Raw genomic sequence first — 17207 nt, forward strand, 5'->3', positions numbered from 1 at the left:
CCCTTTAAATGGACTTATAAAGGTATACCTTTGACGGTTTGATATTGCTTAATTATTAATGCAATGCTGTACTAGTGCCAAGTCCGCTATTAACCAGTTGCTCAATAGCATTAACCAATATGATGGTTGCCAATATATCCGGGGATGATGCGGTAGCGGCAATGGGGATTGTCACAAGAATAATGACTCTGGGTACATATGTTGTTTTTGGATATATGAAAGGATTTCAACCCGTGGCTGGCTATAACTATGGTGCAAAATTATATACTCGTTTACAACGCTCAATTTATCTATCAAGGATATGGGCAACATTATTTTGCTTTTTATTTTTGCACCACAATTGATCAGCGCTTTCCCCCAAAACAACCATAATGTAATTAAAGTCGGAGTCCAGGCATTGCGTGCCAACTGTGTAACTTTTACCTTATTCGGATATGTTGCCATCAATATGTATTACAGCAATGCGATACATGGCTGGAATAATTTTTCGACACCTTTAATACTTTGTTTCTATACCAAAATCATTTGCAATAAAAGCCGGGTGATAGTTAAATCACTCGGCTATATAATTACTCTTTGACAAACTGAATTTTTCTGTCTTTCCAACTAACTTTCCTTATTTTACAAAGCTTCCAGAGCCTTAAATTGAATAGTATATATTTATTGCCCCGACTTACCATATTTGGACAGAGCATCATTCCCATTTTAGACGCTATGTGTCAATGGGGAACCAACTATCTTAATGGACTGGATGTGCAGCCTCCGTACTGCAAAGGATAAAAGAAAGAAAATCTTAGACCGAAGAATCAAGCAACATCATTTAACACTTTTCCAATATCATTTTCAATACAAAGTGCGGAATCCCGGATTTCGCGCGGCGCATATGCTTCCTGATAGTTAATGCAAACATAACTGGCCTTTGGATTCCCTGCTGTCATTTTCCAAAAGGGGTATTTAATAATAACCGGGGTGTTGCCTCCAACCCCTAATTCAAGATAAAGTACCCTTAATCCTTTATGCCGGAGCAAAAAATCCGAATATCTGTCCTGTGCAGCATACCAGCCTTCATCCTGCACGAAGGTATTATCACAACGCAAATTCATGGTCATTGGTTTTCCACAGACAGGGCAATGCGGAACCAATTCATTCAGAATCCGCATATCGTTTTGTTCCTTTAGCATTTGCAGGACAATCTCTTCATTATCATATGTTTTTGGGTGGCATGGATCGGAGCATTGCCACAGGCCATAATCTCCCTGGGTATAAAATAACCTCTTTTTGTCAAATCCTGCTTTCTGAAAGCAGTGATCCACATTCGTTGTGAGTACGAAATAGTCTTTGTCTTTCACGATCTCCAGCAATTTCTGATAGGTTGGCTTTGGAATGTCTACATAGCGGTTATAATAAATATGACGGCTCCACCATGCCCAATATTCCTCGAGAGACGAATACGGGTAAAATCCGCCGGAATACATATCACGGATCCCATACTTTTTTGCAAAATCTTTAAAATATTTTTGAAAGCGCTCCCCACTATAAGTAAATCCCGCCGATGCGGAAAGACCGGAACCCGCTCCGATCAGCACTGCGTCCGCCTGCTGAAATTCTGCCCGTAATTGTTCAATCTGCTGTGAGTAGCTTTCCGTAGATTTCTTTGTCCAAATCTTTGAAAACATTAAATATCACCTCAATTCCACTCTTGGTCTGTCTCTTATATTCTTTCACTGTCCGGACTGCAATTTCTGCTGCCTTATCATTGGGAAAATGAAATTCTCCTGTTGAAATACAGCAGAAGGCAATGCTTTTTATATGATTTTTTTCTGAAAGCTCCAGACAGGAACGATAGCAGGAAGCCAGCAGCCTTTTATCCTTTTCGGTAAGTTTTCCTCTGATGATCGGTCCAACGGTGTGAAGAACATATTTACATGGCAGATTAAATGCCGGTGTGATTTTAGCTTCCCCGGTTTTTTCTTCACGACTCTGCTTCTCCATCAGTTCCGCGCAGACCGCCCGAAGCTGTATGCCGGAAAAGGTATGGATAGCATTGTCGATACAGCCATGGTTCGGGCAGAAGCAGCCCAGCATCTGACTGTTGGCGGCGTTGACAATGACATCACACCGCAGCGTGGTAATATCTCCCTGCCAGAGATAGATTCCATCCCGAACCGGAACAAGGCTGTCTATTTCCGTGATTCCTTTCCGTCTTATTTCTTCCTGCAGATACTCATCCTGTATTTTTAAAAATTCTTCTCCTGCCAATCCGGGCATCCGGATATTCATAAGCCCGCGCAAAAGCTGTTTTTGTTCCCCTGACTTTTCAGGAATCTTCATTTCACTGTATGCCTTATTTTCTTTTAACAGTTCCTGGATTAAATAGATTCTCCGCTCCTGCTGGTTCATCCCTTCTCACCTCTTTTCAATTACCTGTTTCGGACAGATTTCCGCACAACGCCCGCAGTGCAGGCAGTGATTCTGTTCGATCACAACTGGTTTTTGGGAAATATCAATACATTTCTGCGGACAGACAGAGTAACATAGCTTACAGCCGATACATCCTTCACTCACAAAATAGCCTTCCTGTTTCTTCTGGATATTTCCAATCACAAAACTGTCCCGTGTCACATGGGAAGGATCACTGATATCAAAGAACTCCCCTTCCGCTTCATAAACCGCAAAAACCTCCAGCGCACTGCGGGTATCTTCCGGATAGATCTGCTTCATATAAGGATTCTTTTCAAAAATCTCATCCAGCTTTTCACTTCCGATGTTGGCAATCTCTCCCCGCAATGAAATAGAATATTTATCCTTTGTGGCAGACAGGGAAATATATTTCTGCTTCATCAACTGTTCATAAAACGCCTTTCCTTTTGCTGTCAGGAAGTAGACACCCCTGTCATCCCACAGCATCATATCAATCACACGGGTCTGCGGATGTCCGTCAGCGCTGATCGTTGCAATCACAGCAGAATGTATCTGCTCCACCAGTAATCTCAAATAATCTTTTGTCTGCATTCGAAACACCCCTTTCAACGATTTCCTTTCAGCACAGGTGTCAGGCGCTTATAGACCATCATAGTAAACGCTCCGATCACCAGTCCTTTTAACAGGTTAAATGGAAAAGCATTATATAATACCACATCCAGTTTCGTATTGATAAACGGAATAAACACTCCGAATGATTCAATGAGCTGATCCATTGGCATAAACATTTCAAACATGGGAAGCAGGATAAAATAATTTGTGACCGCTGCTGTAATCCCCATGACTACGCTCCCGGCAATGCAGGAAATCACTGCTGTTTTCTTTGTTTTATGCCATTTATAGATAAGGCCCGCAGTCAGGACATAAGAGGAACCCATCAGAAAATTAGCAAGCTCTCCCACGCCTCCTGTAGAAGTTGATAACAACTGAAGGCCGTTTTTAACAAGTTCAATCATCACTCCGATAGATGGGCCAAACGCAAAGGCCCCGATCAGAGCGGGAAAATCAGATAAATCCATTCGTGCGAAAGACGGCGAAAGCGGAACCGGAAATTCCGCAAAAGCCATAATATATGATATTGCGGCAAGCATGGCTACCATAGTGACTTTTCTTACTGCAGGTGCCGTATTCTGTTTTTTTACTGGTAATGAAATTGTTTTATTCATAATTCTCCTGTTTGAGATATGATTTGGATTAAGAGAAGAGCCCTGCAGGTCTTTTCTTCCTGCGGGGCTTCTCCTGTCATATCTTCTTCCATCCGGACTTTTACCGTCGGTAGTGGAATTTCACCACATCAGCCGCTGATCAGCGGTTCGCAGACTTTACTGCCGGTCAGGGATTACACCTTGCCCCGAAGATTGCTTCTCTTTTTTTGCTGAATAAGTCAGCATTTTCTTAAAATTCATAAGGCGGATTGCCGGAAAAATCCGCAATCACACCATGAGGATTTTCAAGATAAAATACCTCAAAAACCGGGTTATCTGCGGTCTGATACTGTCCCTTGACGATCGGGTTTGCGATGCACATTTCCTTTGCTGCCATGTTGTTTTCAAACACAACCTTGCCATGCAAACGAATCCACGCATAGGACGGACTGGAAACGGAAATCTCAATTTCAGGATTCTCCAGCATATCCTTGTAAACATCCTTTGTGTTGTTGGTGCAGAACCACAGCTTACCGTCCATTTCCCCTGAGAACATGAACGGGCGGCACTTTGCTTTTCCATCACGTCCTACGGTTGCCAGATACTGAACAGGATTCTCACTTAAAAATTCGATTACTTTCTTCATTGTACTTACCTCCAAATTTGTTTATAGCCTTTCGCTTTTGTTGATTCTATTGTAGCAATCCTTCTTTTTTCTGAGAAGTACGCACAATATTGTGGTATAGTTACCAGCAGGAAACCATGCTTTTACCGGTCTGTCGCTTTCCTCTTTTCTGTTCGGAATTGCTTGCTTTTCCTTCCTGATGATCCTATAATAAAACCGTACAGCCATTTCGTAAAGTAAGCACAATATTGTGCTATAGTTACCTATAAGATACTATGAAAGGAGTTCATTACATGGAAACCACAAAAGAAATTGCCGGTAAACCAGCAAAGGCATTACCGGATTGTCCGGTAGAGACAACTTTAACCTTAATCAGTGATAAATGGAAAGTGCTGATTCTGCGTGATTTATTACCCGGAACCAAACGCTTCGGAGAATTAAAAAAATCTATCGGACATGTAACGCAGAAAGTTCTGACTGCACAGCTTCGCCAAATGGAAGAAAGTGGTTTGGTAATCCGTACCGTTTACCCGGAAGTTCCTCCCCATGTAGAATATACACTGACAGAGCTTGGTTACAGTCTCAAGCCTATTCTGGATGCCATGTGGGATTGGGGCGAAGATTACAAAGCAAAAAACTCACGATAACCAGCTTTTGCCAAAAAATACAGGGTTTCGTCCCGTGGTATCTATTTTCTCAGATACCACGGAACAAAACCCTGTTTTCCATTTATCCGTCCATTTTTCCAAAAGAGTTCCTCCATCTCGCTATCCGGTAAATAACTTTTCCCTGTTTTAATATCTGGAAAAGAAAAAAATCCCATCTTCGTACTCATTATTTTCCCCCGTATACTCATCAATCACATTTTTCCAGAATAAATATGCCTGCTCACTTCCACAGAATGGAGAAACCTCCCAATTTCCCGGATATTTTTCAAAGCACATAATTGCTGCCTCCTTTCCGATTTTCTTCCTTCTAAACTTCGGAAGTACCATAAACTCTGCAATACTGTGACCGGAGCTGCCCTTTTGCATGTAGGTATTGATCATGACAAATCCCAGCAGCCTTTCACTCCCCTGCTCCTTTATAAAGCAGGCTTCTCTGTCCTTTTCTGTGAAATAGTTTTCAAACCACGGATATTCAAATAGCGCATCTTCATTCATATCATTTTGGTCATTCAGGCTTTCCTCAAATAAGGAATATTGCAGAAGCCTGTATAAAATCTCTTTTTGAGTTTCCTCCACTTTTTTTAATATAATATTCATATTTCTCCCTTTTACAGACATTCCTGCGGCAGAATCATCTCATCGTTCATGTTCATAATACAAGCTTTCCATCCTGCTGGATTATGATAGGTCGGCATCACTGACCGGATACCTGCATCTATAACTTTTCAGATACATATTGCCCGACTTCTTCCAACAGATGATTCGTCACCACAACTTCATAAAGTTTCCTTCACCGCCGCACCCAGGGCAATGCCCGTCCAAGTGCATAGGACATAACCCGCAATTTAATCCACACAAAGAAAACAATAAATCTGATCTTGTAAAATCCTTCAAAATGTCTCTCCCCCGACCCTGTTTAGCCTTTTACGTGCTCTACTTTCAGAACCATTTTTTGGCATGGATAATCAAATACTACCAGTTCTTCATCATCCACAAATCCGCACGAATGATAACAGTAACGTGCAGCCATTCCTTTCCGGTCTCCTTCCCGGAATGTAATCACATGAACCACTTCCCCATCCTCAAAGCATTCTGCCATCCGTTTAATTAGTCGTTTTCCCACGCCCTGTTTTCGGAATTCCGGCATGACTGCCAGGAACGTAAGCTCTTTTTCCTGATAAGAAAAAGTAAGCATTCCCGCCAGTCTGCCCTCCTTTTCCTCCAATAACGCCTCCTTACAGTCTATGGCCTTATAAAGTGCTTCCAGAAATTCTGCCTCTTGATATCCGGGGAATGCTTCCCTCACTTGCTCCATCATGGAAAGTACCTTGTTAATATCTTCTTTCGCTACATATCGAATCATTGATTTTCACATCTTTCCGGATAATCCTTATCCTTCCAATACCACCATTTCAGTTTCTCCGGCTCATGCCGCTCATGTTCTGCAAAATATACTGCACAACGAAATACATACAACACACATCTGTCATCCTGGAATCCCTTTTTTATACAATCCAGACGATACAATTCTTTCGGATCTTTTCCCCTTAAGTCTGCAATGCAGTGGATTCCGATATTTTGCAGATGCTGTTCCATATTTGCTCCCACACCCGGTATCTTCTTCAAATCACTGGTTTTATTCTTCTCATTCTGCATCATCCCAAATCCTCCTGCCAGAAAAGGCATGAGCGATTTGATATTGTCAATATCCCCTGATTGCCCATGCCCTTTCTCCATTTCAAAATACAGCTTTTCTACTTTTCATCGTATCATAATAAATGCGACAATTATCTGTCATGTTTCAATCGTTTTTCGCATCATTTTGATTCAGAAATTTCCGTATTGCTTTTGCTGCCTGCTCTGCATTAGAAAGAATGGCCGGATGTCCACCGCCCGAAAACATGCAGATCTCTGCCCCTGTTTTCCCGGATATGGCTTCATATTCACTCAGTATATCCGGTCTCACCATTTCGTCCCCGACACTCCCCATGAGTAAAAGAGGAACCTTTAATTCTGACATGGGCTTTAAAAATAAAGGCAAGTTTTCTTCCGCACATTGAACAAGCGCCTTCGTATCCATATCCACGATCCGTTCCCAGTCTTCTCCCTGACACCACTGATAAAACCAGACTGCCTGCTCATCCTGCTTTGCACCTGCGCGCTCATTGATCAGTTTCCGTGCAAAATCTTCTCCCAAAGTCCGTCCATCAAAACTGTCTGCTACTACTTTTTCCACCAAATCCGGACGCAACAAGCCTGCATTTACTGCCGCCCATGCACCGCCGCTGCTTCCTACAAGGCTTACCTTTCCGCAATTCAGATGTTCCAGCAAAGCAATGGTTTGTCGTGCCTCCTCCTGCCACAAGTCTGCTGGGAATTCAGTCAGACGGTCTGACCTGCCATGTCCCAGAAAATCTACAAGAATTACTTTAAAATGTTCTTCATACAACGAAAGTATCGGTTCAAACATTCTGGATGATGCTGTATTTCCATGCAAAAATACAATCGGATTTCCCTTTCCTGCTTCTGAATAATAAATTCTTTTTGCCTGATAAACAAAATATGACATTCTGTGCCTCCTAATCAATACTCGTTGTCTGTACTGGATTAGCAAGGCTGTCAAACACTAAGCCTTGCTGTTAGTGTATCTTCATCCAAATTCCCATTTTCATAACCTCCGATTCTTTCTTGTTTTCAGTATATCATGAAAGCAGATGGTAAGATATAACCTTTTGCTAAAAAGTCAGTCAAAATACAATTCCCACCACTGCTTTTACCCCGAGGGGGAATATGGCTGTACTACCAGTCCAACCAAACTGCTAACACAGATTATCCCCATATTCATTTGCAATATCAAATATACTTATTTGTTCAATTTTAAGAGATTTCAATTTACGTTCTGTTATTATATCTTTATCTGATATTTCACCACACAGTATAGGCGATTTAGGATCATGCAGCTTCCAATTATCCTTAACTTTATTATCAGAGTAATTAGCATAACAATATCTGCAGCCATTCACACATGTATTATATGAACCTATATCTACGCTTTCAATACATCCACATTCACCTCTCTGATTTTTATCTTTTTGCGCTTTTATCTTACAACCAATTATTTGCTCTACCAACTGCTGATCTATACAACTATTGTGTTCAATTCCACATGCAGACAAATCGATATTTTCTGCACAGGTTGCGATTTTCATTTTATTTTCTCTTGCAATCTGCGATAATTTTGATGCAAATTCCTCTATTCTATGCTTCTCTAAATTAATCATATTAATTCCTTGCATATTCTTCTTTGTTTTTGCGTATAAGTCAACAAAACTTATCACAACTTTATCTGTATATCCACACAATGATTTTGCAATCGTTCGAATAGCCTTAACATGATACTCTTCTGTATATTGTTCTGTAAATACAATCGGATCATATCTCCAGATAATTTTATCCTTTCCGATTTTTAAAGATAAGTTCCTAAAAGCATCTATCAATACTTTTCTTTTATCTGGTAAATTTGGTTCTATGTCTTTACCATAACCTGTTAAAGTAAACTGAAAATAATAATTATAGCCTTGCAAATCGTTTAATTTGTCCAACATTGGCAAAGGATTTTTTGTCCAAAACACAATACAATCCACTAAGCGAGGGGACAAATCAATCTTACTTATCTGATGGATATTCATAGGGTTTCTAACATATAAAAATCCCTCTTTAATTCTATTTACAAACCATTCGGAATAATAATTCGGAATATCAGTTCGCCTACTCACACTTAAAATCATTAAAACACCTCTATTATATGCTGTATGCTTCTACGATCATTTCTTGTGTCATAAAAAGTGTAATAATATTTATGTACTCGTACTGCGGGACCGGAACGATACTCGTGGTTCTTCCTTATTCGTATTTTTTACCAACTATATATATTGATATAAACAATCCTCCAACCCCAAATAACAGAAAAACATAACGAGCAATTTTCGTCCCAAAATCAGCGTTTAGAAAACTCATTCCAAGGTTAATGACCGGGGAAAGAACAATGGTCAAGCATGACCAAATGCGAACCACTCGCACAATATAAGGCCAGTTTGAATTATTAAAAGCAATTCCCGAAAAGTTCATACGAACAGGCCCATCATAATACAATCCACACCTATTATCGTCATAATAAACCGGCAATTTTGTTTTCACCATAAAGCAAAAATATGCTCCAAAAATAATGCCAAGTACAATGACGGTAATTAATGTTTCACTTAGCGCCTGTTGCTGATAGTTTAGTATTGCACCCACACTTCCTATTATTACAGAACAAAAATAAATAATCGGCCATTTGGTTTTCGTCTGATATGCTCTTGTAGTTTTGTCTTCTGTGTAGGATAAAGCAGTTTGAACAACTGCCTCTACTTGATTTGCATCCAGAGGTGCTTCTTGTATCATTCTTTTGCACATAAGAAGTTCTGTGACAGTCACTCCAAACAAATCTGCAAGTGGAACGAGTAATGACGTATCAGGAATACTAACCCCCGTTTCCCATTTGCTAATAGCTTTATCCGATATAAAAAGTTTTTCCGCCAGTTCTTTTTGCGTAAATCCTTTTTCTCTACGAAGTTCTGACACAAAAGCACCGAATTTCTTTTTGTCAATTTCAAACATCATTTTCACCTCGCTTTCAGTGCTTTTATTCTACATAACATGATCCTAAATAACAACCGAACTGTAGTAGAATTGGCATATAATGTTAAAAACAGTTCTCGAATATAAATAGAGACCTATGATAAAACATAACACACGGAAAATTCCAGGTGAAAACCCATCTGCGAGACAATTCATATTTGTTACTCGCTTATTTCTATAGCATTCTTTCGCTTTTTATATAAAACATAAGTCTGATACAGTATCAATATGTAAATACAAATCTTTAATAACAATCCCAGAGTTGTATTCATTGACACATACTGACCTGCATAACGAATCATTTCATAATTTGTTATTGCAATCCGAACTATTCCCCATAAAGATGCAATCGAAACCAATATAGGCAATTCCTTATTATTTTTCGCACATACAAAATACAAAAATGATGTCACAGCGCCTAACACTCTCGGAATGATTAACATCACGGTAAGTGAAATTAATTGCCAGGTTGCATCTCTTGAAATATTATCAGATTCAGTTATGCACATAGCTATAAAATAGGCTGAAATTACAATTCCCATTCTCTTTGGTGACAATGTTCCTCTTATAGCATTAATTAGTCCGTAAACAAAAAACGCTATTTGAATAATAAGGCCCAAAACATTAATTACAATAACCTGAATATCACTATAATCAATTGCTCCTGATTGCAGTGGAAATCTAATAATAATATCCACTACTGTTACCGCAAATGAAAATGCTATGAATGCATATAAAGCAATCATTACATTATTTGCTAATTTGCTTTCAATAACGGGATTTCTTTCTACTAATTTTGTCATTTCCTTTCCAGATAATAGGTCATCAAGACTTACTTCTAAGATTTGAGATATTTTCTTCGTTGTTATTAAATCGGGATATCTATCTCCACATTCCCACCTGGAAACTGACTGCCTCGTTACATATAATTGTTCTGCAAGAGACTGTTGTGTCATTCCTTTTTCTTCTCTCGCTTTTCTTAGTTGTTCGCCAAATTCGACCATATCAAATCTGCTCCTTTCATTTTTTCTCATCTCAGATGTGATTTTAGTATCACCTAAAGCAGAAACAACATCAAGCACCACCTTAAAATATCTTGTCACCATTATGGTACATATAGCAAAATCAAGTATTTATGCCCTAAAAATAGTCTATGTACTCCATATGGCATTTCAATGACATCCATATTTTCTGCCATTCTACCTGCTCAATGGACATACAAAAGTAACGCACAAGCCAAACACACAGACCCATACCACCAATAGCATTATTGGAAATACTGCTTTCATGAAAAAGAGTTGCCAATTCTTCCGCACATCAGCAACTCTCTCTGTAATTCTATTCGATTATGATAATCTACTTTCCCTCTTTCTCAGCATCTTTAATTCTGTAGTAATCTTCCATATCCAAACTCAATCTCACATAAGAATCAGGTTTTCGTTTTCGGTTGCTCAAGAGACAAACAGTCTCAACATGCGTGGGGACGGAGCCAGAATACTCTCTGCCATTCCCCTGTCTACAGGCATCCATACGTCTCGTATATGCACTGTACTTTATCATCCCGAATCCAACAAACGGACTTAACTTCAACATTGATCCATAATTTCTTCTATTCGATGTAATACATGGCTGGCAATAAACTGAGCTGTTTCATAATGTACATAATCCAGAATATTTTCATCCCACATAATTTTCAGATTTGCCGGGAATTCTTCATCTGAATTCCAAAACTGCAGCATCATTGGCAAAAATTCAAATGGATATAAACGGTAGGAGACATCCCCTATCGTTTCCTTTTCTCCCTCCAGAACTTCACAAGCATGACAGAGCTTTTCTGTTTTCCCATCGAAATATCGAATTTGATGATAAAATATTGTTCCGCCAGTTCTGGAAGATTGAACCGTTCCTTTTAACTGATGAATATTGCAGAACTTACCGGATAAGTGACATCCATCTTTGGAATAACACAAAATATCGAAAATCGACATTGCTTCATTGTACCCAGCAACCGTACAATTTTTAAAGTCATCCTCTGACCACTCTGCTTTCCCGCTTTTTCGTTTAATACGGTATATCCTTCCAACAAATTTAATATACAAATATTCTTCATCATGTTTCAGACAGAACTTTTCAACCATGTGTGTCTGGTCATACTCAAGAAATTTTAACTGCATCTGGTCCCGCATAAACTCATAGTTTGTCTTACCACAACCTAACTTTAACGTCATGTCTTCAAATCCTTTACTATGATATTAGTTAACATTTCTTTTTCGTGTAAAACAAATTCCGGTCACTTTTGGTCCTGAATTAACAGAAACTGCAGCAAGTTTTCTCCATTCGCATACATCAGTTTTTCTTCAAAAGTTTTCCACCAGTAACAAAATACGTCCTCTTGTGACTGGGCGCTGCTGTTCTTATAAACCTTTTTACAACCTCCATCGCAACTGGCCATTTTCATGCGCAACCGTCCCATAATAATCCATAAAAATAGCTCTTAACACGATACCATTCTTCTTTCACAACTATGCCCCATTTATTTTCCAAACAGCTCCATTGCTGTCTGCGCCACACATTCCCAAAATGCCTCAAACTGCTCCGAACACTGTTCCAGACTTCTTGCCAGTCCTACCGCACCAACCTGGAAGTTATGCGCTGTTTTCTTTCCTGTTCCGGAAAACAAGCATTCCCTTTATAAGAAATACTCATTTTCTCTGCGCACAGATTTCAATGCTCCCAGCATCTGTTCCATCTTTTCCTGTAAAGGTGGAGGCAGAATGCGTGCCTGCTCCGGACAGGCAGAAACACATGCCATACATAAAATACATTTTTCCGCGTCTGTTACTACCGTATTATTTTCCAGCCGGATTGCTCCTGTCGGACAGACAGAGGTGCATTTCCCACACTGCTTACAGGAAGGAAGGGAAATCGGTGTCACAGGCATGCTCATCCCATTTTTGTAAGGATAATTTCCCGGAACCTTTACTGAGCCATCTGAACCCCTTTCCATCTTTTCCAGAACTTTCCCGGCAAACTCAAGGATCGACTTTCTATCCTGATCATCCGGTCTTCCTTTTCCTACCTCCGATGCTATAGAATGCTGTGCCACCAAAGCAGCAGATGCAACCACCTGGAATCCTCTTTCTTTAACAACATTGTTCAACTCCAACATGGCATCTTCATAAGCCCGGTTTCCGTAAACCACCAATGTAACTGCCTTTCTCCCACTTCCTTCTAATTCATTCAGCCTTTCTGCTACAATAGACGGAATCCTGCCGCCAAAAACAGGAGCTGCAACAACTACCAGTTCTCCATTTGGTTTTTCCACCACTTTGTCCCGTAAACCCAAATCCACAGTTTTTACATTCTTTGAAATCCCTTCACAAAAAATTTCTCCTGCCTTTTTGGTTCCCCCTGTGGGGCTAAAATAATACAGTTCTGTCATATTCAACATAACTTTTCCTCCTTCACTACTTTTCTGATATCCCTAAAGCAAAATTGCTTCTTTTCAGATATATAATCTGAAACAGTTTGTCCATTTCCATATAGTTTACCAGTCCTTCCAGATCAGCAGAGCCGTTATGGAAGAAAATTCTGGTTTGAGAGTAACTGTCCAGGCTCAGCCACTATGAACTGCTGGTCCCATTGCCCGGATACCAGCTTTTCCAGAAGAAGATTGCTCCCCTCCACATAGTCAAGAATCCCCCTGATCAAATCCGCATTCCTCTGTGCTTCTGTCACATATTCCTCTGAATAACAATCATAAACGCCTGTATCAATAATATCCACGTTGGTATAGTTCGCAAACATGGAATTAAATATCATAGAGCCGTTCATCCCTCCATATTGTTCACACAGTTTTCTCTGCATTGCTTCCAGGGAGTATTCTGCGGTGTCCGTGTCACGTAAATACAGATGCCCTGCTTTTTTCAAATTTGGATACCAGGTATTATCCGTATGAAGAAGCAGAGTAATGCAATCGTCTACTCTGGGAATCACAACACGTTTTTCAAATGGTATCGCTTCCCAGGAACCACCACAAAATCCCATAGCCACAAGAACCGTGTCTATTTCTGACGGCAGACTCCTTAGTTTTTCCATAAGCTGTTCTCTCATTTGTTTTGGGTCTTCATGGTATTTACGGTCTACGTCTATGACCGGATAATCTGTCTTCATCTTCTCCTGTGCAGCATCCACATGCCTGTTTAAAGAACTGCACGCTAAAATTACTGCATTCATTTCCTTGCTCCAGTTCTGAATACTATACTTCTGTACAACTTACCGGTGTGTAACCAGCCTCTGTCACGGTATCCATCAATACCTGATCAGAAATTTCTTTCGCAAGGGAAACTGTTTGCATACAAGCCATTCCCTCTACTGTAATTACTTTCTTCATATTGATCTTTCCTTTCTGTTGTTGTTTTATTTTTTACAACTACTATACTCCTTAACCGTTGTATTGTCAATATTTACAACAATTTCAAAATGGAGTATAATCACCTTAAAATCAAGAAAGGAGCCCTCACAATGAGACTGAATACAAAATGCTCCATTGCATTGCACTGCTTAGTATTTATCTCCGAATATGAAAACAAAGTAAAAGTAACCAGTGAATTGCTTGCCAAAAGTACAGGGTGCAATTCCGCCGCAATCAGAAGCATTCTGAATGTTTTGCAGAAAGCAGGCATCATCTCTATTGTTCGTGGAATCGGTGGCGCCTATCTAAGCCGGGCCCCGGAGAGTCTTACTGTATGGGAAGTTTATCATGCCCTTGAACCTGATGGGTTGGAAAATTTCATTGGATTTCATCCGAATCCTTCCGATAAATGCCCTGTGGGAAAGCGAATCCAGGCAGTACTTAAAAAACCTTATGAAGAAATTGGCGCGGCAGTACAAGAAACAATGGATGAAATCACTTTACAGCAGCTTTTAGATTATTATCACGAAAATGATGACGTTAAGTTCGATTACGAACCCTGATTTGCATTTTATAAAAATTTTGTTGTTAATGGAGAGAAATCGTGAAAAATAAAAAGAACAAGATAGGACACCTGATCACACATGTACAACCGAGATTCATTGCAGAAGAACAAACTATTGAAGCTGAAGACTATCTCCTTGAAATCAACGGGCAAACCATCGAAGATGTCTTTGATTACCGCCTTTCCTCTCACTAATTTTCCCCCTTTTCTCTGCAAAAATCCCACGCCAGCTCAATCAACCTGTTCCCATATCCTCGCCGATGCATTTCCGGCGCCAGCATTAAAAGCAAAAAAGCTCTGGCAGAGCAGCTCCAGCTTGCCGGATATGAATTTAACGATCTAACCGTATTGAGAATTGAACAGGGTACACGATTTGTACCGGACTAAACTCCCAAAGAGATACCATACCAAACGGCTCCTCATGATACAGGCTGCACCTCCTCACAGATGCGGAAGATTCCTACGGTATCTCCGTAGTTCTTCCTCACTCACAGTGTTTATGATATCTTCAATGATCCCAAGCAGCTTCTCTTTATCCTCCGGCAGTTTTCCCTGCAGCTGGATGGCATTGGAGGCTCCCATAGCAGCAAACCAGACGGGGATATGCAAGTTCTCGATCAACACCCTTAATTCCCGGTATTTTTCCAGCTCTCCTTCTTCCCTCCAGTTTCCCGCCTGAATCTCCCGATACAGCTCTGATTCCGGATAAATCATCAGCATATTGGCTCCGATCAATCTGGGATGGAGCTGGTTGCAGATTTCAGCCGTTATTCTGGCTCCCATCTCACCCCTTCCTGCCCCCGAAATGCTGGTCAGATAAAAAAAGCTGTACCCGATCCCTGCCGCATCCAGACGCTTGCATTGCTCTACAATATCTTTGGAAAGATACCCCTTGTTCATAAATTTCAGTGCTTCATCGTCCCCGGTCTCTATGCCGATAGTCAGTCCATCGAAACCTGCCTGCCGCAGTTTTTTCAGTTCTTCATCCGTCTTTATGGTAATATCCGTAATCCTGGAGAAACATCCAATGGTCCGGCATTTGGGAAAATACTGATGTGCCATCTCCGCAATCTTCAAAAGACGGTCCGCCTTTAATACAAACGGATTAGCCCCCGTCAAAAAAATGCGGGAAACTGTATGATTTTTCCATAGACGATACTGCTCTTTTGCCTCTTTTAAATCCTCCTCCACATCTTCAAGGTGAGACATCCTGAAAGAAAATGGCAGGTCAGAGTATAGAGTGCAGAACTTACATTTATGGTGTGTACATCCGGCGGTCACTTCCAGCAAAAGGGAGGATGCCTCATAGGGAGGCCTCCATATGGTTCCTGTGTAATGCATAATAAATCCACTCCTTATATTCATCATCCGAAACAGTTTCTTAAGATTCCGGCCGCCTGCTTCTGTATTCAGCATAGCGGAAACTTCTTTTTCCCTCAAGTACTGTCTTTTTTTCGTGTCAGTACCTTTTTTCATACTAACTGCAAAAAATGCACCTGCTTGTATTTCCGGGCCGTTTTCGCTATACTGTATTCAGTTCATAAAATGGAGAGGTAATGATGGCTGATAATAAATTCAACACGGAAGAAATGATTGCAAGATGTGTACCCATGAGCAGGCTGCAGTCCATCCTGAGCGGCAAATGGAAAATATTGATCTTATGGTACGTGGCCTTTTACAAAGTCCAGCGATTTGGGGAACTGATGCGCCGCCTTGACGGGATCACTCAATCCACCCTGACAAAACAGCTTCGGGAACTGGAGCAGGACGGTTTTCTCCACCGGGAAATCTATAAAGAAATCCCCCCGAAGGTAGAATACACCTTAACAGAATTAGGGCAGAGCTTCATCCCTGTCCTTCAGACGATGATGACATGGAGCGAAACCTATTTATGTCCCGACTATATAAACCCATATAAAAATGATGCCGGGAAGATGATCTAACATCTTTCCCGGCAAAGTTCCGTTTATCGTATTCTTTTGCTTTAAAAGTTTGTGTGCCTCATATATCTTCCTTTCATCCAGTCACCAGAGAATCAACTGTTAGAACTGTAACAAACCATTTTCATCAAATTTAAAATCGGGGCCCCATGCAACTTCCCAGTAATATCCATCTAAATCTTTGAAATATGCATGATAACCACCCCAAAATACGTTTTGAGGTTCTTTCACAATAATTCCTCCTGCCTTTCGGACTAATTCAATTGTATTATCAACCTCTTCCCTGCTTGCTACATTATAGGCTAATGTAATGCCGCCAAACCCATTCCCAATTTGCGGCGGATTATCCTTATTGATATCTTCTGCCAGCATATCCAGCGGATATAATTCAAATTTTGTTCCCGGTGTATCAAAAAAACATACATATGGATTATCTTCTTTGCAATCTGTTTTATATCCCAGTCCATCCCTGTAAAATTTTATTGCTCTCTCCATACTTCTTACACCCAGACAGATACAAGTAATTTTATTCATTTTTCTAATTCTCCTTAAATTGCTATTTTCGACTTGTGCTTATACACTCACACCACTGCTGCCCGCTGTTTTTCATACAATTTTAGCAGGACTCTCACAAATTCATTCGTCATTTTCCCTCCTTTTTGTCATCATTTTACCATGGCCATGCGACA

The 17207-nt window shown here is 40.3% G+C and carries 25 protein-coding genes and 1 riboswitch; of the genes, 6 read left to right on the forward strand and 19 right to left on the reverse strand.

The window, feature by feature from the left end; genetic code table 11:
• Positions 1–74: 74 nt before the first annotated feature.
• Complete coding sequence (locus tag ACESZH_RS20180; protein ID WP_373218757.1) at positions 75–344, forward strand: MATE family efflux transporter; 270 nt, start codon at positions 75–77, stop codon at positions 342–344.
• A 319-nt stretch (positions 345–663) separates the two neighbouring features.
• Positions 664–780, forward strand: coding sequence for a winged helix-turn-helix transcriptional regulator (locus tag ACESZH_RS20185; protein ID WP_373219964.1), 117 nt, complete (start codon positions 664–666; stop codon positions 778–780).
• A gap of 26 nt (positions 781–806) precedes the next feature.
• On the opposite strand, the gene ACESZH_RS20190 is transcribed toward ACESZH_RS20185, so the two are convergent.
• The 5 genes from ACESZH_RS20190 to ACESZH_RS20210 all read right to left on the reverse strand — a co-directional run bounded on the left by ACESZH_RS20190 (position 807) and on the right by ACESZH_RS20210 (position 4272).
• Positions 807–1676: an NAD-dependent deacetylase gene (locus tag ACESZH_RS20190; protein ID WP_373218755.1), complete on the reverse strand. Its 870-nt coding sequence runs from the start codon at positions 1674–1676 to the stop codon at positions 807–809.
• Positions 1621–2400: a protein-ADP-ribose hydrolase gene (locus ACESZH_RS20195; RefSeq protein ID WP_373218754.1), complete on the reverse strand. Its 780-nt coding sequence runs from the start codon at positions 2398–2400 to the stop codon at positions 1621–1623. The genes ACESZH_RS20190 and ACESZH_RS20195 overlap by 56 nt, the downstream gene beginning before the upstream one ends.
• Positions 2401–2406: 6 nt before the next feature.
• Positions 2407–3012, reverse strand: coding sequence for a 4Fe-4S binding protein (locus ACESZH_RS20200; RefSeq protein ID WP_373218753.1), 606 nt, complete (start codon positions 3010–3012; stop codon positions 2407–2409).
• A 14-nt stretch (positions 3013–3026) separates the two neighbouring features.
• Positions 3027–3647: an ECF transporter S component gene (locus ACESZH_RS20205; protein ID WP_373218752.1), complete on the reverse strand. Its 621-nt coding sequence runs from the start codon at positions 3645–3647 to the stop codon at positions 3027–3029.
• A gap of 76 nt (positions 3648–3723) precedes the next feature.
• Positions 3724–3844, reverse strand: a riboswitch (FMN riboswitch).
• A gap of 32 nt (positions 3845–3876) precedes the next feature.
• A complete protein-coding gene (locus ACESZH_RS20210; RefSeq protein ID WP_373218751.1) occupies positions 3877–4272 on the reverse strand; it encodes a pyridoxamine 5'-phosphate oxidase family protein in 396 nt (131 codons plus the stop codon).
• A 272-nt stretch (positions 4273–4544) separates the two neighbouring features.
• Here ACESZH_RS20210 and ACESZH_RS20215 point away from each other — a divergent pair, with 272 nt between their 5' ends.
• The gene (locus ACESZH_RS20215) at positions 4545–4898 is read left to right on the forward strand and encodes a winged helix-turn-helix transcriptional regulator (protein ID WP_373218750.1); all 354 of its coding nucleotides are present in this window, start codon (positions 4545–4547) and stop codon (positions 4896–4898) included.
• 147 nt (positions 4899–5045) lie between these two features.
• Here ACESZH_RS20215 and ACESZH_RS20220 read toward each other — a convergent pair whose 3' ends face one another.
• The 12 genes from ACESZH_RS20220 to ACESZH_RS20275 all read right to left on the reverse strand — a co-directional run bounded on the left by ACESZH_RS20220 (position 5046) and on the right by ACESZH_RS20275 (position 13992).
• Positions 5046–5516 (reverse strand): GNAT family N-acetyltransferase, encoded by a 471-nt coding sequence (locus ACESZH_RS20220; protein WP_373218749.1) that lies wholly within the window; start codon positions 5514–5516, stop codon positions 5046–5048.
• Positions 5517–5835: 319 nt separating this feature from the next.
• Positions 5836–6282, reverse strand: coding sequence for a GNAT family N-acetyltransferase (locus ACESZH_RS20225; RefSeq protein WP_373218748.1), 447 nt, complete (start codon positions 6280–6282; stop codon positions 5836–5838).
• On the reverse strand, positions 6279–6578 hold the full coding sequence (locus ACESZH_RS20230) for a helix-hairpin-helix domain-containing protein (RefSeq protein ID WP_373218747.1): 300 nt from the start codon (positions 6576–6578) through the stop codon (positions 6279–6281). The genes ACESZH_RS20225 and ACESZH_RS20230 overlap by 4 nt, the downstream gene beginning before the upstream one ends.
• A 142-nt stretch (positions 6579–6720) precedes the next feature.
• The gene (locus ACESZH_RS20235) at positions 6721–7488 is read right to left on the reverse strand and encodes an alpha/beta fold hydrolase (RefSeq protein ID WP_373218746.1); all 768 of its coding nucleotides are present in this window, start codon (positions 7486–7488) and stop codon (positions 6721–6723) included.
• A 250-nt stretch (positions 7489–7738) separates the two neighbouring features.
• On the reverse strand, positions 7739–8707 hold the full coding sequence (locus ACESZH_RS20240) for a DUF1848 domain-containing protein (RefSeq protein WP_373218745.1): 969 nt from the start codon (positions 8705–8707) through the stop codon (positions 7739–7741).
• 115 nt (positions 8708–8822) lie between these two features.
• Positions 8823–9581, reverse strand: a complete 759-nt coding sequence (locus ACESZH_RS20245; RefSeq protein ID WP_373218744.1) for a helix-turn-helix domain-containing protein — start codon at positions 9579–9581, stop codon at positions 8823–8825.
• Positions 9582–9760: 179 nt separating this feature from the next.
• Entirely contained in the window at positions 9761–10603 is an 843-nt protein-coding gene (locus ACESZH_RS20250; protein ID WP_373218741.1) for a helix-turn-helix domain-containing protein, read from the reverse strand.
• Positions 10604–11185: 582 nt separating this feature from the next.
• Complete coding sequence (locus tag ACESZH_RS20255; RefSeq protein ID WP_373218740.1) at positions 11186–11827, reverse strand: DUF3786 domain-containing protein; 642 nt, start codon at positions 11825–11827, stop codon at positions 11186–11188.
• A gap of 305 nt (positions 11828–12132) precedes the next feature.
• On the reverse strand, positions 12133–12279 hold the full coding sequence (locus ACESZH_RS20260; RefSeq protein ID WP_373218739.1) for a hypothetical protein: 147 nt from the start codon (positions 12277–12279) through the stop codon (positions 12133–12135).
• Between the two features lie 9 nt (positions 12280–12288).
• A complete protein-coding gene (locus ACESZH_RS20265) occupies positions 12289–13050 on the reverse strand; it encodes an EFR1 family ferrodoxin (protein ID WP_373218738.1) in 762 nt (253 codons plus the stop codon).
• 125 nt (positions 13051–13175) lie between these two features.
• Positions 13176–13835, reverse strand: coding sequence for a DUF1638 domain-containing protein (locus ACESZH_RS20270; RefSeq protein ID WP_373218736.1), 660 nt, complete (start codon positions 13833–13835; stop codon positions 13176–13178).
• Positions 13836–13857: 22 nt separating this feature from the next.
• Positions 13858–13992: a hypothetical protein gene (locus ACESZH_RS20275; RefSeq protein WP_373218735.1), complete on the reverse strand. Its 135-nt coding sequence runs from the start codon at positions 13990–13992 to the stop codon at positions 13858–13860.
• A 131-nt stretch (positions 13993–14123) separates the two neighbouring features.
• Here ACESZH_RS20275 and ACESZH_RS20280 point away from each other — a divergent pair, with 131 nt between their 5' ends.
• Entirely contained in the window at positions 14124–14576 is a 453-nt protein-coding gene (locus ACESZH_RS20280; protein WP_373218734.1) for an Rrf2 family transcriptional regulator, read from the forward strand.
• Between the two features lie 41 nt (positions 14577–14617).
• Entirely contained in the window at positions 14618–14773 is a 156-nt protein-coding gene (locus tag ACESZH_RS20285) for a PDZ domain-containing protein (RefSeq protein ID WP_373218733.1), read from the forward strand.
• A 246-nt stretch (positions 14774–15019) separates the two neighbouring features.
• Here ACESZH_RS20285 and ACESZH_RS20290 read toward each other — a convergent pair whose 3' ends face one another.
• A complete protein-coding gene (locus ACESZH_RS20290; RefSeq protein ID WP_373218732.1) occupies positions 15020–15919 on the reverse strand; it encodes a radical SAM protein in 900 nt (299 codons plus the stop codon).
• 218 nt (positions 15920–16137) lie between these two features.
• Here ACESZH_RS20290 and ACESZH_RS20295 point away from each other — a divergent pair, with 218 nt between their 5' ends.
• Positions 16138–16521, forward strand: a complete 384-nt coding sequence (locus ACESZH_RS20295) for a winged helix-turn-helix transcriptional regulator (protein WP_373218730.1) — start codon at positions 16138–16140, stop codon at positions 16519–16521.
• A gap of 99 nt (positions 16522–16620) precedes the next feature.
• On the opposite strand, the gene ACESZH_RS20300 is transcribed toward ACESZH_RS20295, so the two are convergent.
• A complete protein-coding gene (locus ACESZH_RS20300; RefSeq protein ID WP_373218729.1) occupies positions 16621–17052 on the reverse strand; it encodes a VOC family protein in 432 nt (143 codons plus the stop codon).
• Between the last annotated feature and the right edge of the window lie 155 nt (positions 17053–17207).

Source organism: Ruminococcus sp. 5_1_39BFAA, assembly GCF_964240875.1.
In the GTDB taxonomy this organism is placed as follows: Bacteria; Bacillota; Clostridia; order Lachnospirales; family Lachnospiraceae; genus Blautia_A.

Bases quoted from the DNA above. Each gene is read 5' to 3' on its own strand.
- ACESZH_RS20250 (WP_373218741.1), bottom strand. From the start codon at position 10,603: ATGGTCGAATTTGGCGAACAACTAAGAAAAGCGAGAGAAGAAAAAGGA.
- ACESZH_RS20215 (WP_373218750.1), top strand. From the start codon at position 4,545: ATGGAAACCACAAAAGAAATTGCCGGTAAACCAGCAAAGGCATTACCG.
- ACESZH_RS20280 (WP_373218734.1), top strand. From the start codon at position 14,124: ATGAGACTGAATACAAAATGCTCCATTGCATTGCACTGCTTAGTATTT.
- ACESZH_RS20210 (WP_373218751.1), bottom strand. From the start codon at position 4,272: ATGAAGAAAGTAATCGAATTTTTAAGTGAGAATCCTGTTCAGTATCTG.
- ACESZH_RS20290 (WP_373218732.1), bottom strand. From the start codon at position 15,919: ATGCATTACACAGGAACCATATGGAGGCCTCCCTATGAGGCATCCTCC.
- ACESZH_RS20205 (WP_373218752.1), bottom strand. From the start codon at position 3,647: ATGAATAAAACAATTTCATTACCAGTAAAAAAACAGAATACGGCACCT.
- ACESZH_RS20275 (WP_373218735.1), bottom strand. From the start codon at position 13,992: ATGAAGAAAGTAATTACAGTAGAGGGAATGGCTTGTATGCAAACAGTT.
- ACESZH_RS20255 (WP_373218740.1), bottom strand. From the start codon at position 11,827: ATGACGTTAAAGTTAGGTTGTGGTAAGACAAACTATGAGTTTATGCGG.
- ACESZH_RS20200 (WP_373218753.1), bottom strand. From the start codon at position 3,012: ATGCAGACAAAAGATTATTTGAGATTACTGGTGGAGCAGATACATTCT.
- ACESZH_RS20265 (WP_373218738.1), bottom strand. From the start codon at position 13,050: ATGTTGAATATGACAGAACTGTATTATTTTAGCCCCACAGGGGGAACC.
- ACESZH_RS20230 (WP_373218747.1), bottom strand. From the start codon at position 6,578: ATGATGCAGAATGAGAAGAATAAAACCAGTGATTTGAAGAAGATACCG.
- ACESZH_RS20220 (WP_373218749.1), bottom strand. From the start codon at position 5,516: ATGAATATTATATTAAAAAAAGTGGAGGAAACTCAAAAAGAGATTTTA.
- ACESZH_RS20235 (WP_373218746.1), bottom strand. From the start codon at position 7,488: ATGTCATATTTTGTTTATCAGGCAAAAAGAATTTATTATTCAGAAGCA.
- ACESZH_RS20190 (WP_373218755.1), bottom strand. From the start codon at position 1,676: ATGTTTTCAAAGATTTGGACAAAGAAATCTACGGAAAGCTACTCACAG.
- ACESZH_RS20245 (WP_373218744.1), bottom strand. From the start codon at position 9,581: ATGATGTTTGAAATTGACAAAAAGAAATTCGGTGCTTTTGTGTCAGAA.
- ACESZH_RS20240 (WP_373218745.1), bottom strand. From the start codon at position 8,707: ATGATTTTAAGTGTGAGTAGGCGAACTGATATTCCGAATTATTATTCC.
- ACESZH_RS20195 (WP_373218754.1), bottom strand. From the start codon at position 2,400: ATGAACCAGCAGGAGCGGAGAATCTATTTAATCCAGGAACTGTTAAAA.
- ACESZH_RS20295 (WP_373218730.1), top strand. From the start codon at position 16,138: ATGGCTGATAATAAATTCAACACGGAAGAAATGATTGCAAGATGTGTA.
- ACESZH_RS20270 (WP_373218736.1), bottom strand. From the start codon at position 13,835: ATGAATGCAGTAATTTTAGCGTGCAGTTCTTTAAACAGGCATGTGGAT.
- ACESZH_RS20300 (WP_373218729.1), bottom strand. From the start codon at position 17,052: ATGAATAAAATTACTTGTATCTGTCTGGGTGTAAGAAGTATGGAGAGA.
- ACESZH_RS20225 (WP_373218748.1), bottom strand. From the start codon at position 6,282: ATGATTCGATATGTAGCGAAAGAAGATATTAACAAGGTACTTTCCATG.